The organism is Bacillus sp. VA15, from assembly GCF_055721145.1.
On record NZ_JBVQPQ010000006.1, the window covers coordinates 104,816 to 119,484 of the forward strand.

Below are 14,669 nucleotides of genomic sequence, written 5' to 3' on the forward strand. Positions count from 1 at the left end.
TCTCTTTTTCATGCGATTACACATTTTCAACAGGCTTTAGGCTGTTGGGCCTCATATCGCTCCAATGCGATTGAATATAGTCCAGACAAGCTTCACGCCCTTTTTGCTCATGAACGACTGTCCAGCCGCTCGGCACATCTATAAAACCGGGCCACAGGGAATGTTGGCCCTCTTCATTGATCAGCACCAAATATGTGCCATCAGCATTTTCAAAAGGATTTGCCATCTCTTTCTTCCCCCTTATTTATTCATCTCTTCCAGTTTGACAGCGAGAACCTTGCCGATTTGAGCGAGCGGTTCCGGCTGACAAAGATCTTTATGGCGGCAGTCGATGTCGATTTGTTCAATTTGTCCGTTAATATAAGGCTTCCACGAATCCGGTTCAATCGGATCAAACCATTCAGGTATGATTGTTGATCTGAAAAACAAGACATTTCCACGGAAGGTTTTCGGCTTATATGAGCCTAAAATGCCGACAGAATTGACATACGTATTCTTCAGATTTAAAATGACCGATTCATCCAGGCTTGCAAGCGCGCTTCCGTCCCGGCGAAGAATCTCAATTGCCGTTTCAAAATCAAGCGGTTTGTCCCCTAAGCTGTCTGGGTCGTACCCGCCTAACGCCAGAAGGGCAATAAGCGCTTCCTCATCATCCGGCGCCTTTTTTATAGGAAGGAAGTGGTTCGGATAGGCGTCCAGCATCACCAATAGGGATACTTCTTCCCCTTGATTTTGCAGCTGGGTGGCCATCGCTTGAACGACATTCCCACCAAGGGACCAGCCCAGCAGATGGTACGGTCCTTTCGGCTGGATTGTTCTGATTTGTTCAATGTAGTCGGCAGCCATGTGGTCAAGTGTTTTCGGAAGCTCTTCCCGCTGCCCGATTCCCCGTGCCTGCAAGCCGTAGATCGGATACTCTGTTCCTATGTTCGTCATCAAACCGGCATAGCACCAGCTGAGTCCGCCTGCCGGATGCACACAGAATAAAGGAAGTTTGTCTCCGCTTGTTCGGAGCGGCAGCAGAACGTCGAGTGCGCTTTGGCTTGAGCTCATCTCAAGTCTTTCTGCAAGCCCGGCTACAGTCGGCGCTTCGAATAGGTTTCCGATGCTGAGTTCTACGCCGAGTGCTTCGCGAATGCGGCTCATCAGCTGTACAGCAAGCAAGGAATGTCCGCCTAAATCAAAGAAACGGTCATCAATGCCGACACGCGGCAAGTGAAGCACCTCCATAAACAGGTCACAGAGGATTTCTTCCTGCGGCGTTCTCGGTCCGCGTCCTGTCACGGCCGCTGCGAAATCCGGTGCGGGCAGCGCTTTACGGTCAAGCTTTCCATTCGGTGTCAGCGGCAATTCTTTCATCGTTACAAAGGCAGAAGGCACCATGTAATCTGGCAGTCTCTCAGCAGCATATTTGCGCAGTTCCGCCGTATCAATTGTGTCTTCCGAAGAAGGTATGACATAAGCTGCCAAACGTTTATCTCCCGGCTGATCCTCACGCACGATTACTGCCGCATCTTCAAGCTGCGAATGCTGAACTAGCGCCGCTTGAATTTCTCCTAGTTCAATTCGGAAGCCCCGAATTTTCACTTGGTGATCGGCACGGCCGACATAGTCAAGAGAGCCGTCGGCGCGGAGGCGGGCCACATCCCCAGTGCGATACATTCGGGTACCCGGAGGACCGAACGGATCAGCTATGAAGCGTTCTGCTGTTAATCCAGCCCGGCCTAAATAGCCTCGTGCCAACCCCGCTCCTGATACATACAGCTCTCCAGCAACACCCGGTGGAACCGGCTGCAAGCGCTCATCCAGCACATAAACACCAAGATCAGGAATGCCGCAGCCGATCAAGCTGTTTGCCCGTAAAGCTGCAATGCTTCGGTCTAATTCGATATAGCTCACATGCACAGTCGTTTCTGTAATACCATACATATTGATAAGCTGCGGTCTATTTTCAGGGTGGCGGTTATACCAATCCTCTAAACGGCTGAGTTCAAGCGCTTCTCCGCCAAAAATGATATAGCGCAGACTGAGCGCCTGACCGAGATCAGGCTGCTCCCGTTCCGCCTGCATCAACTGATAGAAGGCAGATGGTGTCTGATTCAGAACGGTCACACCCTCTTTGACAAGCAGGCGCAGAAACGCTTCTGGCGATCTGCTGACGTGATGAGGCACGATCACAAGACGTCCGCCATGCAGCAGAGGACCCCAAATCTCCCACACCGAAAAGTCAAACGCATAGGAATGGAACATGGTCCAGATATCGTCTGAGCTGAAATGGAACCAGTGATCAGTCGCTGCAAATAAACGCGTTACGTTTTGGTGAGGAATCATCACACCTTTTGGAACACCCGTTGAGCCTGATGTATAAATGACATACGCCGTATTCAAAGGAGAAAGCGGCTGAATTCTATCCGTATTGCTCGGATTCTCAGCAGGGTAGGTGTTTAGTTTCTCTGCCAGTTCTGGATCATCCAGCACGATTTTCGGCACGTTTTCCGCTGGCGGAATGTTCTCTGCAGCTTTTGTGTTCGTCATGATAAACGCAGGCTGCGCATCTTCCAGCATAAAAGCGATTCGGTCAGCCGGATAGTCAGGATCGAGAGGCAGATAAGCCGCGCCGGCTTTCAGCACCGCTAATAGCCCGACAGCCATTTCCAAAGACCGAGGCATGGCCAAGGCCACAAATTGCTCCGGTCCGACGCCTTCGCTGATCAGCATTCGGGCAAGCCGATTTGCGCTTTCATTCAGCTCTGCATAGCTCAGTGACTGATCTTCACAAACAACGGCAATGGCATCAGGACTTAAAGCAGCCTGCTTCTCAAACTGCTCCGGCAAACATGCGTGCGGAATCTTTTCAGAAACACTTTGCCAATCTGTCACCATGCTGCTACGCTCCTCCGGTGCAAGGATGTCCAGATTTCCGATTTGCTGGTCAGGATCAGATTCGGCAGCCTCCAGCAGGCGCATCAGACGGTCAGCAAAAGCCTGAGCAGTTTCCTGCTTGAAAAGATCAGTGCTGTACTCGAGCAGTCCTTCCAATCCGTTTGGAGTCCCGTCAGCAAGACGATTTTCACTGATTTCCAGCGTCAAATCAAACTTGGCAGAACCGACACTGTGGATCCGCAGGCTGCTTTCTATGTCAGAAAGATTCAGTTCAGCGTCCGGTGTATTTTGGAACGCAAACATGATTTGGAATAAAGGATGCGTCGCACGCGAACGAGCCGGATTGAGAACCTCTACGAGTCTCTCAAAAGGCAGATCCTGATTTTCATAGGCTGCCAGATTCACTTCCCGCACTCTGTCAAGAAGCTCACGGAAGCTTGGGTCACCGGACGTATCGGTTCTGAGCACCAATGTATTGATAAACAGCCCCACAAGATCGCCTAGCGCATCATCATTCCGACCCGCTATCGGGCTGCCGATCGGAATATCAGTGCCCGCCCCGAGTCTTGTCAATAAAGCTGCGAGACCAGATTGAAGCACCATAAACAGGCTCACTCTATTTGCGCGGGCCAGATCCTGCAATCGCTTGTGCAGCTCAGGCTCAATGCGGAAATGAATCGTATCCCCATCATGACTCGGTTCAGCCGGACGTGAATAATCGGTTGGCAGTTCAAGCTGATCAGGCAGATTCTTCAAGGTTTCTTTCCAGAAAGCAAGCTGTCCGGCAATCAAACTATTTGGATCATCCCCGCTTCCAAGCAGTTCTTGCTGCCAAAGCGCATAGTCTGCATATTGCACAGTAAGCGGCGCCCATTCAGGAGCTTTTCCGTGACAGCGAGCTGCATAAGCTGCTCCAAGATCGCGGGTCAGCGGTGTTAAGGACCAGCCGTCCCCGACAATATGATGCACGAGGAGAAGCAGCACGTACTCGTCAGGACCGATGACAAAAAGCTCAGCACGAAAAGCAGGTTCAGCTGCAAGATCAAAACTGTAGCGCACAGCTTCAGCAAACCGCTCAGAAAGCTCCTTCTCAGTAATTTCTGTAACATGTAAAACAGGCCTTGCTTGATCAGCGTCTAAAATATGCTGATAAGATGTCCCCTGTGATTCAGGAAAAATCGTCCGAAGGCTTTCATGGCGGCAGACGAGATCATAAAGTGCCGCTTGCAGCACTCCTTGGTCCAGCTCACCCGACAGACGGACAGCAACCGGAATATTATAAGTAGGACTAGGCCCTTCAAGACAATGGAGGAACCATAGCCGGCGCTGGGCAAAAGAAAGCGGAATTCTTTCAGGTCGCTCAGCTCTCTGCAATGCGGGGCGTATACTCTGCGCCTGATGAAGATGGGCAGCGAGTCCGGCTACTGTCGGTTCGTCAAATAGATTCGCGATACCGAGTTCGGCTCCCATTACCTCGCGAATGCGGCTCATCAGACGGGCTGCAAGAAGCGAATGACCGCCAAGCTCGAAGAAACTGTCATCAATGCCGACACGTGCCAAACCAAGAACCTCGGCAAACAAGTCACACAATATCTCTTCCTGAGGAGTCCGCGGTCCCCGATCGCTGACAGATGTGCTTAAATCAGGCGCCGGCAGTGCTTTCCGATCGAGCTTGCCATTAGGTGTTAATGGCAGTTCGTCCATCTCCACAAATGCCACCGGCACCATATAATCAGGCAGACTGGCACCCACATAACGGCGAAGCGCGGCAGTATCAATAGCTGAAGCAGCGACTACATATGCCACCAATCGTTTGTCTCCCGGCTGATCTTCCCGAACGACAACCGCGGCCTGTTCGATGTCCGGATGCTTGGCAAGCACGGCATCAATTTCTCCAAGTTCAATTCGGAACCCGCGAATTTTGATTTGATGATCCGCCCGTCCGATATAATCCAAAGACCCATCAGCGCGCCAGCGGGCCTGATCTCCGGTCCGATACATCCGAGCCCCCGGCGGTCCGTATGGATCTGCCACAAAACGCTCAGCCGTTAAATCAGGGCGGCGGAAATAACCTCTAGCCAAGCCTGTCCCTGCAATATAAAGCTCTCCGACAACTCCCGGCGGCACCGGCTGCAAACTGTTATCAAGCACATACACCTGCGTATTCCAAATCGGTTTGCCAATTGGCGGAACGCCCTTCAGCCCTTCTTCAAGAAAAGCTGCTGCAGACCAAATCGTTGTTTCAGTAGGTCCATATAAATTCGTGACTGGACAATGAAGCTCTTGAAGCGCCTGCAAAAGGCCGCTCGGCAGCGCCTCGCCTCCGACAAGCACTCTGAGCCCCTGAAGTGTCTCAGGTTTATTCGTCACCAGAGCATGCCATAGTGTCGGTGTCGCCTGCATGATATTGATATCGAAATATTCAATCATCTGAGCTAATGCCTGGGGCTCACGGATCGTTTCTTTTTTTGCGATCACGATTTGCGCCCCGCTGATAAGCGGAAGATATAACTCCAATGCTGAAATATCAAAAGCGACAGTCGTCACAGCCAACAGCCTGTCTTCTTCTCCTAGAGAAAATGCCTCCTGCATGGACAGCAGAAAATTGCTCAAGCTTTTCAGCGTAACAACGACACCCTTCGGCCTTCCTGTTGATCCTGAGGTATAGATGATATACGCAGGATGATCAAGAGAAACCGATAGATTCGGATTGTCAGGCGAATAGCGTTTTACAACCTCCTGTGTAACAGTCTGATCAAGCACAAGCTGCGGAATAGACAGGTCATCAGGCAGACGGGTTGCTATTTCCTCAGTCGTTATGATGCATGAAGGTTTCGCGTCCTCGAGCATGTAAGAAATTCGGTCAGCCGGAAACTCCGGATCAAGCGGAAGATACGCCGCACCCGTCTTTAGTACAGCAAACATCGAAGCCACCATCTCTGGAGAACGCGGCAGCGCCAAAGCGACAAATTGCTCCGGACCAAGCCCTTTTTCGATCAACAGATGCGCGAGGCGGTTTGCCTTTTCATTCAGCTCTTGATAGTTTACTTGAACGTCATCACATATGAGAGCGATACGTTCCGGCGTAAGGATTGCCTGCTTCTCAAACATGTCCTGAAGGCTGAGCAGCTTCTCAGATTTTGCCGTCTCATTCCATTCACGAATGACTTGTTTTTTCTCCTCTGGCAATAGAAGCTCCATTTGCCCAATCAGCATGTCCTCCCCGGCAGAAGCCGTTTGCAGCAGCTGTAAGATCCGCTGCTGATGAAGTTTAATATCTGACTTGCTGTATACCTCAGGATTCGCATCTACATCAATCCGCAGCCCGCTGCCGTCCGTTCTGTCATATACATTGATTGATAGATCATCGACAGGACCGGCTGAAAGGTTATGCGTTGTTCCTCGGGCCCCGGCAAAGTCAAGACCGTAATCAAACGGCATGAGGTTGATTTGCGGGCCAAATAATCTATGGTTTTCTCCTATTAATTTCAGATCACGCCGAAGCTCTTCATGGCGATACTTATGATGTCTCCGAATACTGCGGATTTCCCGGGAAATTTGCTGAATAAGTTCAGAAAAGCTCATTGAAGAGCTTACAGACAGCCGGAGCGGGAGAAGGTTCATCACCATAGCCGGCACATTCAGTGATGCGGACCCTATCCGTCCCATCATAGGCAGACCGAGCACAACATCCTCAGAGCCGGTCATCCGGTGCACATAAACAGCTGACACTGCAATCACGACTTCATGCCAGCTTCCTGAGAAATAGCGCGCCGATTCTTTTAATGCGTTCACATCAGATAGAGGCAAATACGCCGTTTGACGAAGAAAACTGTTAGATGTTCTTGGCGCACGATCAGCTAAACTCACAACTTCTGGTCCATCAGCAAAACGATCCAGCCAGAATTGGCGATCCTTCTCATACTGCTCTGATGCGCGATAATCTGTATCCTCCTCCAAAATGGCTTGGAGCGACCCAAAGGAACGATCTGTAGCTGATTGTCCTTTCATAAGCGCGGCATACGTACTTGCCACACGCTGGGCAATTAGGGAAAAGCCGAAGCCGTCAATCGCAATATGATGAATGCGCTGATACCAAAAGAAACGATCAGGCCCTGCTATAAACAGAGCTTCATTGAACAAAGGGTCATATTCTAAATCGACCGGCTTTGCCAAATCTGCTTTCATCCAGTTTAATGCTGTTTTTTCCGGATCAGGCTCAGAGCTGACGTCAATGACGTGCAGCTGTACATCCGGAGACGGGTTTATCATCTGCCAAGGCCCGTCCATATTTTCACCGAAGCGAACATGCAGCGATTCCGCTTCCTTTATCACGTGCCGCAAAGCTTCTTCAAAAAGAGCAATATTGATTGATCCATTGATTTCTATATATTCCGCTGTATTGTAGATTGGATTGTCCGGATCTAGCTGCTGAGCAAACCATATGCCGGTTTGCGCTCCGGTCAAAGAATATTGAAGGTCTTTTGTATCAGGCATCCGTTTGTTTACCCTCCTTTTATAAATAATCCGCGTTTGGCAGCACTTGCTGGCTGCGGGTTGTGAGCAGTTTCTGCCATTCTTCGATCGTCGGGCGTTCAGCCAGTTCCACGAATGTCACCTCGGCTCCTTCACGGCGCCATTGTTCTACCAATGTCATGATCCTTACCGAATCAAGCCCCCGGTCGAGCAAATCCTCTTGATCTGTAATATCTTCAGGTGTTTCTTGAAGAAGCTCAGCAATTTGTTTACGGATATTCTCACATGTAAACACTTCTTTGCCAGTGTTTACTGACGTTTTTTGAGCGTCTGCCGGCGCATTCTTCAGCTGATCGAGAAGACTGTCAGTCATCACGGTAAACGCACAGCGGCCAGCCGCATAGTCCAGCGCCATTTGATGTTTTTCTAATGAAAAATCAGCAACTGCATCTCCCACAAAAAAGGCTTCGATATCCTCCATAAATGCTTCACATGCTGTAACGAGACAGCCAATATGGGCGTAAATCCCGGAAATGATCAGCTGATCGCGTCCCTCTTTGCGCATAATATCCAGCAGATTCGTTCTCTTAAACGCGCTGTATCTCCATTTTGTCAGCACAAGATCAGCATCTTCCGGTGCCAGTTCGGTTATAATTTTCTCCTCATAAGGGCCGCTGTTTAATCCAGGACCCCAAAAGTCAGTCAGCAGCGCCCGATCAGCCGGATTTTGGCTTCCCGGCTGCGCAGTATAGACAACAGGAATCCCAAGCTGAGCACATTGATCCTTCAGCTTCCGTATATTTGCTGAAAGCTCTGTCACCGGAGAGGCTCCCGCTGTGAAAGCATCGACAAAATAGTTTTGCATATCGTGTATTAACAGAACTGCCCGATTTGGATCAGGCACCCATGTAACTTTGTTTTGTGGCATATCAGACACCGTCGGCATTTGATACGGCTGAATGGCAGGTATAGCCATTTAGAACACTCCCTCTCAAATTGTTGTTTGTTTTATTTTTTTGATCCTGCAAGAAGCTTCTCGGCAATGGCTTCACGAAGCGCTTTTTTGCTGACTTTTCCTACCCCTGTCTGCGGAAAGGATTCGACAAATTCAATGCGATCAGGGATTTTGTATGCCGCCAGTCCGCGCTCTCTCAAAAAAGCTTTGAGCTCTGCGGCTTTCGGGGCTTCATCCCGGGGAATAATGAACACACAAGATCTTTCGCCAAGAAATTGGTCAGGCATTGAGACCATTGCGGCATCATGGACAGCCGGATGCGCCAGAAGATGATTTTCTACCTCTTCAGCCGCCACTTTTTCTCCCCCGCGGTTAATTTGATCCTTCGCCCTGCCTTCAACGACAATATAGCCGTCTGATGTCAGCCTGACGATATCACCCGTGCGGTAAAAACCGTCCTCAGTAAAAGAAGCAGCATTATGCTCTTCTGCTTTATAGTAACCCCGAATCGTGTACGGCCCCCGTGTCAGCAGATGCCCTGTTTCACCAGGTTTTACGTCACGATCCTTATCATCCCAAACACGCACTTCATCATATGGGGACATCGGTTTTCCTTGGGTGTTGACAATGACTTCCTCAGAGTCATCCAGTCTCGTATAATTGACGAGACCCTCTGCCATTCCGAACACCTGCTGCAGCGTGCATCCGAAAACAGCTTTAACCTTGCGCGCAGCTTCAGCACTGAACTTGGCGCCGCCGACCTGCAGCACTTGAAGGCTGGACAGATCGTCATCGCGTGAGGATGCCGCATCCATCCATACCATTGCAAGGGGCGGAACAAGAGCGGTAATCGTGACTTGTTCCCGTTCAATCAAGGGAAATGCATCGTCAGGACTTGGAGAAGGAGATAATACCACTCTTCCTCCGGCGTATAACACGCCGAGTACCCCGGGCGAGCTCAGCGGATAATTATGCGCCATCGGCAATGCTGCCAAGTACACCGTGCTGTGGTCGAGCCAGCAAACCTCTGCACTCCGCCGCAGACTGTATATGTAGTCATCGTGAGTCCGCGGGATCAGTTTTGATAAGCCGGTGCTTCCTCCAGAAAGCTGAAGGAACGCCACATCAGAAGATTTGACTTCAGGCAGTTTTACAGGTTCTGTATGCAAAGCCTCCAGTGGCAAAAATTCCTCTGCCTCACCTGCGACAATGACATGTTTTAAAGATGGCAGTTTGCTTTGAACCTGTCTGGCAAGTGAACGGTAGTCAAAACCGGAATAAGAGTCGGGAATAATATAAGCAGCCGCTTCAGCAAACTCGCAAAAATATGTAATTTCACTGCTTCGATGAGAAGGCAGTGCGAAAACCGGAAGCGCCCCCAAACGGAAGAGTGCGAAAATGACTTCAAAAAACTCTGCGATATTCGGCAGCTGCACCACGACACGATCCATCTGTTGAATGCCGAGCTTCTGAAAACCGGCAGCCAGGCGATCAACCCTTGTGTCAAGCTCCTGATAGCTCCAATGGGTGTTTCCGCATGTAATGGCAATGCGATCGCCATGTTTAGCAGCCCGGTCCCTTAACAAATCTCCAAACGTCTCGCCCGCCCAGCAGCCGTTCTTCCGATATGCCTCAGCTAACTCTTCAGGCCAAGGAGTAAATCCATTCAGCATGTTGTATCCCTCCAGCAATTCATTCTGATCATATGTGATTCACGCCCATTGCCCGCAGCATTGTCCGAAACTTCGCGGATGTCTCCTGGAGCTCGTCCTCGGGTTTTGACCCGGCAACAACACCAGCTCCTGCATACAGGCGGAGTGAGCGTTCTTCTGCCTCTGCACAACGGATCGTCACGATCCATTCTCCGTCACCAGCATCGTCACACCAGCCGACCATGCCGGTAAAGAAACCTCGGTCAAACGGTTCAATGCTGTGAATCGCTTCTCTTGCAAGGTCAGTCGGTGTTCCGCAGACGGCCGGCGTCGGGTGGAGCGCCGCTGCCAATTCCAATGCGGTCACAGACGGGTCGGAAAGCTCTCCCTTAATCACGCTGGACAGATGCCACATCGTCTCCGTTTTGATGAGTGAAGGCTTTTCCGGTACATCCAGCGTCCGGCAGAAAGGCCGCAGCGCTGCCACAACCGCGTCAGCTACAACCGCGTGTTCGTGGAGATCCTTTGCGGAAGAAAGCAATTCATCAGCCCGGCGCTGGTCTTCAGCAGGATCGTTACTGCGAGGCCTTGAGCCGGCTAATGGATTGGAAACGACCTGAGTTCCCATTCTTGAAACGAGAAGCTCCGGACTTGCACCAAGCAATGTTCGGCGGGAAGGCGTTTCCGCTTCGCTGGACACGTCCGCGGCAAACGTGTAGCCATGTGTGTTATGCTGCGCCAGATGGCGAAGCAGTTCATCCGTCTGAATCGGTTCAGACGATGTCAAATGCAGCGATCTGGACAGGACGATCTTGCTGAGAGTCCCATCGGCAATGCGTGCCAGTCCTTGTTCGACACCATTTTTATACCCCTCTGGTGCAGGAACAGGTTCTATGTGGTATGTATGCTCAGGCTGCTGTTCCTTCTCCGCATGATCAAATTGTAGCGGTCCTGACCAGCGCACATCTTCAGGAACAACGAGCCGAGCTGCTTTTACATGATCAAAAGGAACAGCTCCGACAACAAGCGGACGGCTTTGCCCTGATTGCTTTGCTTGATTCAGCGTCTCTGCAATACGGCCAGAAAGGGTTTCTATTTGGTTTTGCCCGTCTGCTTCCGGTACGATTTCACATATGCCTTTCGCTAACAGTACGCGGTGAGGAGAAGCTAAGAAAAAAGCCCCCGGCTGATAATCATGAAGCAAATGCTCCGCTTTTGTTTGTGATATAACGTTTTGTTCCAACATTCTCATGAACCTCCTTTAAAATGAGTTACACGCCTAAGGTCGCGCCGCCATCTACGCATAAATTATGCATCGTAATATGCCCTGCTTGGCCAGAAACCAAAAAGAGCACGGCATTCGCAATATCCGAAGGCTGAGCCAGTTTTTTGAGCGGGATGCCTGTTTTAAATGTCTCAAGTGATCCTTTTATGACTTGCTCCGCTCCGTTTTCATCGGCCCATAATGACCACTGCATGTCTGTTTCCGTTGATCCGGGTGACACAATATTGCAGCGAATATTATATTCTGCAAGCTCAAGGCCAAGGCATTTCGTAAACATCACAGCCGCAGCCTTTGAAGAGGCATATGCCGCCATTGATGTCCTCGGCACACCGGCAGCATTCGATCCGACCGTTACAATCGAACCCGATCTCCGGTCCATCATATATTTACTGACTGAACGCGAGGCGTTAAATACACCAGTCGAATTCACCGAAAACGTGGCCTCCCATTCTTCGTCACTGAGTGAATGGATCAATCCCGGGCGAAGGACACCCGCTACATTCACCAAAATATCGATCGGCCCCATTTCACGTTCGATACGCGCCGTGATCTCGTCAATCGCCGCGCTGTCTCTCACATCCGCGGGAAAGGCTTCCGCACGGCAACCTTCCGCTTTGAGGCTGCTCACAACCTTTTCCAGCTTTTCAGGATTATAATCAACTGCCGCAATGTGTGCTCCTTGATCGGCAAGCTTCCGCGCAACAGCTTCACCTATCCCTTGGGCAGCCCCTGTTATAAAAGCAATTTTGCCCTTTATACCCATTGCATTCATGTCATCAATTCCTTTCTTCGCTTCAGATGCCGTACTGACATCCAGCGAAAAAGACTGTTGCGTCTTGAAAAGAAAAACGCAATTTATTGATAATGATTATCATTATCAATTATAAAAATAATCATATCCAAATGTCATGTGACAGTCAAATATAATTTCAGTGACTAATATTTTATTTTTAGAAGCAAGGCTGAGAATGTCTCAGCCCATTGAAATATGCGGTCCGTCAGGGTGAAGCGCAAAACGCAGCGCCCGGCTGACCAAAACAGGAAGAACCGAAATATGTCCTTCTCCTGAAAACTCACAAAATTCTGCCCGTATGCCTTGTTCAGATAAAACGGCCAGCCGCTTGTAAAGCTCCCTCGCATTATCGTTCATCCGGCTTTTATGGTGCTGCTCCAATTCTCCTGCCGCAATCAAAAGATTGATAGGCTGATTGTTTTCCTTGAAGCGTGAGACGAAATGGTCCGCTTTCTCGAGAATAAACGGTTTATTCCAATGAATGGACGGACTTCCCGCGATATAGGTTTGAAACGCACCCGGCTTTGTTAACAGCACCTGCAGCACGAACAGCCCGCCAAGTGAGTGACCAAAGATCGTTTGTCTGTTGCTGTCGATCTGGTAATCTCGTTCTATCTGCGGTTTTAGATCCTCTTCAATAAATCTGAAAAAGCCCTCTGCTCCGCCATGTTCCGGCCAATCTTTTCCGTCGGGTCTTTTTGGCAGCTTCGATTGAGCTGTCGGCATTGTAAAATCCCGGTGACGCGCTGAGGAGAACGGTTCTGCTGTCTCATAGCCAATGCCGACGATCACAGCAGGGATCACCCCGGTTTTTTCAGGACGGCGCCCCTGTATTCGCACGGCCTCTGCCATCGTTCCGAAGACAGAATTGGCATCCAGCAGATAAATAACCGGATAACCAGCGGGCGGCGGCGGCGTATTCGGTTTCGAGATAAAAATTTGATAGGCACGGTTTTCATTGCGTGAAGACATCATACGCACTTCCGTACCAGGAATGGTAAATGCGTTCTGTGTCCCGCCTTTCGCCCGATCTGTTTTCTCATTCATGCAGTACGACATTCCTCTCCTTAAACTAAATCACAATATATGATAATGATTTTCACTATCAACTAGACATCTCAAATAATAGGTTTTCTTCCAGAGAAAGTCAACTTTTTCCTAAATAAAAAAGGCACCTGCATCAAATAAGGTACCTGAAGACTATCAATATGGAAATAAAAACCTGATAAAGATGCATATTATCCTACTTGAAATAGAACCTTAATCCCATGTAAACCTTTGATTTTGCCAAGGATCGCCTCTCATGTGATAGCCGTTCTGCTCCCAAAAACCGGGGTGATTCTCTTTCGTAAATTGGATGCCGCGCAGCCACTTGGCGCTTTTCCAAAAATATAGATGCGGAAACACGCCCCGCAGCGGGAAGCCATGTTCAGGCGTTAAAGGGGCGCCATTATGCGCATAAGCCAAAAGTGAAGTTTCAGCCAAAAAATCAGCAAGCGGCAGATTGGTCGTCCAGCCCTCTTCCGCATGTAAAATGACGTAGCCCGCTTCTTCTTTTACACCCGCTTTTTCCGCTATATCACGAGCCCGCACGCCTTGCCATACATTATCAAGCCTTGACCAGCCAGTGACGCAATGGATGTCATTTTTCGATTCGTACTGAGGAAAGGCTTTGATATCTTCAAAGCTTAGCAGCATCGGATGGTCAACCAATCCGTATACTTGAAGATTCCATTTAGCCATATCCTCGTAATACGGTACATTTCCCGTATGAAGCACAGGAAATGAGGTTGTGACGTTTTGGTTTGGCGGGACTCTCCCAGATTGATCGGATTGTTTTGTTTTTCCGAAATACATACAGAACCCTCCTTTTTGTTAACCTTATTTCAGTTTATGTTGACAATATTTCCGTTCTTTATTACTCTATGATTGTGTATGTAAACCTAAGGGGGAACAACAATGAAACAACATAAACTTCGTGCGGGCGATATGGCGCTGATCGGCATGTTCGCCGCACTTATGGCTGTCGGCGCCAACATTACATCAGTGGCACCCTTTTTACAAGTAGCCGGCATTCCGCTGTCAATGCAGCCGTTTTTCTGTCTCTTGGCAGCCATGCTTCTTGGCAGCAAACGAGCAGGTATTGCCATGATTGTATATGCACTTGTCGGATTGGCCGGAGCACCTGTGTTTGCTCAATTTTCAGCAGGCTTCGCACCGTTTGCGGGAAAAAGCGGCGGGTTTATTATCTCCTACATCCCTGCAGCATTTGCAGCTGGATGGTTCTTAGAACGCAAAATTCAGCCGAGTAAAATCCGATTTCTGACTGCTTCTCTTATTGGAACAGCCATCATGTATATCATCGGGACTACCTATATGTATCTTGCACTGAAGCTGTGGATTCATACGCCAGTGAGCTACGGCACGGCTTGGGGCTTTATGACTTGGTTTATGGTAAAAGACACGGCGATGGCTGTGGTACTGGCGTTTATCGCACCTGCGATCTACCGCTCAATTCATAAAGCAACTGGCTTTAACAGAAATCACATATCATCCACGTAAAAACCGTTCTATTGGACGGTTTTTTTATCATAACGAGAAAAGGCTCCCCAGTAAAGGGGAGCC

At 49.6% G+C, this 14,669-nt stretch carries 9 protein-coding genes; 1 reads left to right on the forward strand and 8 read right to left on the reverse strand.

Annotated features, from left to right (window positions below; genetic code table 11):
• Window positions 1–16: 16 nt before the first annotated feature.
• The 8 genes from AC0DBE_RS15725 to AC0DBE_RS15760 form a co-directional block, all read right to left on the reverse strand.
• Complete coding sequence (locus AC0DBE_RS15725; protein ID WP_472962813.1) at window positions 17–226, reverse strand: MbtH family protein; 210 nt, start codon at window positions 224–226, stop codon at window positions 17–19.
• A gap of 14 nt (window positions 227–240) precedes the next feature.
• Window positions 241–7,380, reverse strand: coding sequence for an amino acid adenylation domain-containing protein (locus AC0DBE_RS15730; protein ID WP_472962815.1), 7,140 nt, complete (start codon window positions 7,378–7,380; stop codon window positions 241–243).
• Between the two features lie 19 nt (window positions 7,381–7,399).
• Window positions 7,400–8,335 carry an isochorismatase gene (locus tag AC0DBE_RS15735; RefSeq protein WP_061188026.1) on the reverse strand — a complete coding sequence of 312 codons (936 nt, stop codon included), beginning with the start codon at window positions 8,333–8,335 and terminating at the stop codon, window positions 7,400–7,402.
• Window positions 8,336–8,367: 32 nt separating this feature from the next.
• Complete coding sequence (locus AC0DBE_RS15740; protein ID WP_472962817.1) at window positions 8,368–9,987, reverse strand: (2,3-dihydroxybenzoyl)adenylate synthase; 1,620 nt, start codon at window positions 9,985–9,987, stop codon at window positions 8,368–8,370.
• 28 nt (window positions 9,988–10,015) lie between these two features.
• A complete protein-coding gene (dhbC, locus tag AC0DBE_RS15745) occupies window positions 10,016–11,212 on the reverse strand; it encodes an isochorismate synthase DhbC (protein WP_472962819.1) in 1,197 nt (398 codons plus the stop codon).
• A gap of 25 nt (window positions 11,213–11,237) precedes the next feature.
• Window positions 11,238–12,023, reverse strand: coding sequence for a 2,3-dihydro-2,3-dihydroxybenzoate dehydrogenase (locus tag AC0DBE_RS15750; protein ID WP_014115011.1), 786 nt, complete (start codon window positions 12,021–12,023; stop codon window positions 11,238–11,240).
• Window positions 12,024–12,224: 201 nt separating this feature from the next.
• Window positions 12,225–13,091 (reverse strand): ferri-bacillibactin esterase BesA, encoded by an 867-nt coding sequence (gene besA, locus AC0DBE_RS15755; protein ID WP_472962821.1) that lies wholly within the window; start codon window positions 13,089–13,091, stop codon window positions 12,225–12,227.
• A gap of 213 nt (window positions 13,092–13,304) precedes the next feature.
• Entirely contained in the window at window positions 13,305–13,901 is a 597-nt protein-coding gene (locus AC0DBE_RS15760; RefSeq protein WP_472962823.1) for a sulfite oxidase-like oxidoreductase, read from the reverse strand.
• Between the two features lie 102 nt (window positions 13,902–14,003).
• Between AC0DBE_RS15760 and AC0DBE_RS15765 the strand changes: the two genes are divergently transcribed.
• Window positions 14,004–14,606, forward strand: a complete 603-nt coding sequence (locus tag AC0DBE_RS15765) for a biotin transporter BioY (protein ID WP_014115015.1) — start codon at window positions 14,004–14,006, stop codon at window positions 14,604–14,606.
• Window positions 14,607–14,669: the final 63 nt, after the last annotated feature.

What these genes read in the sequence shown, in the direction of transcription:
- AC0DBE_RS15730 (WP_472962815.1), bottom strand. Translation starts at nt 7,380, where the DNA reads ATGCCTGATACAAAAGACCTTCAATATTCTTTGACCGGAGCGCAAACC.
- AC0DBE_RS15750 (WP_014115011.1), bottom strand. Translation starts at nt 12,023, where the DNA reads ATGAATGCAATGGGTATAAAGGGCAAAATTGCTTTTATAACAGGGGCT.
- AC0DBE_RS15725 (WP_472962813.1), bottom strand. Translation starts at nt 226, where the DNA reads ATGGCAAATCCTTTTGAAAATGCTGATGGCACATATTTGGTGCTGATC.
- dhbC (WP_472962819.1), bottom strand. Translation starts at nt 11,212, where the DNA reads ATGTTGGAACAAAACGTTATATCACAAACAAAAGCGGAGCATTTGCTT.
- AC0DBE_RS15765 (WP_014115015.1), top strand. Translation starts at nt 14,004, where the DNA reads ATGAAACAACATAAACTTCGTGCGGGCGATATGGCGCTGATCGGCATG.
- besA (WP_472962821.1), bottom strand. Translation starts at nt 13,091, where the DNA reads ATGAATGAGAAAACAGATCGGGCGAAAGGCGGGACACAGAACGCATTT.
- AC0DBE_RS15740 (WP_472962817.1), bottom strand. Translation starts at nt 9,987, where the DNA reads ATGCTGAATGGATTTACTCCTTGGCCTGAAGAGTTAGCTGAGGCATAT.
- AC0DBE_RS15735 (WP_061188026.1), bottom strand. Translation starts at nt 8,335, where the DNA reads ATGGCTATACCTGCCATTCAGCCGTATCAAATGCCGACGGTGTCTGAT.
- AC0DBE_RS15760 (WP_472962823.1), bottom strand. Translation starts at nt 13,901, where the DNA reads ATGTATTTCGGAAAAACAAAACAATCCGATCAATCTGGGAGAGTCCCG.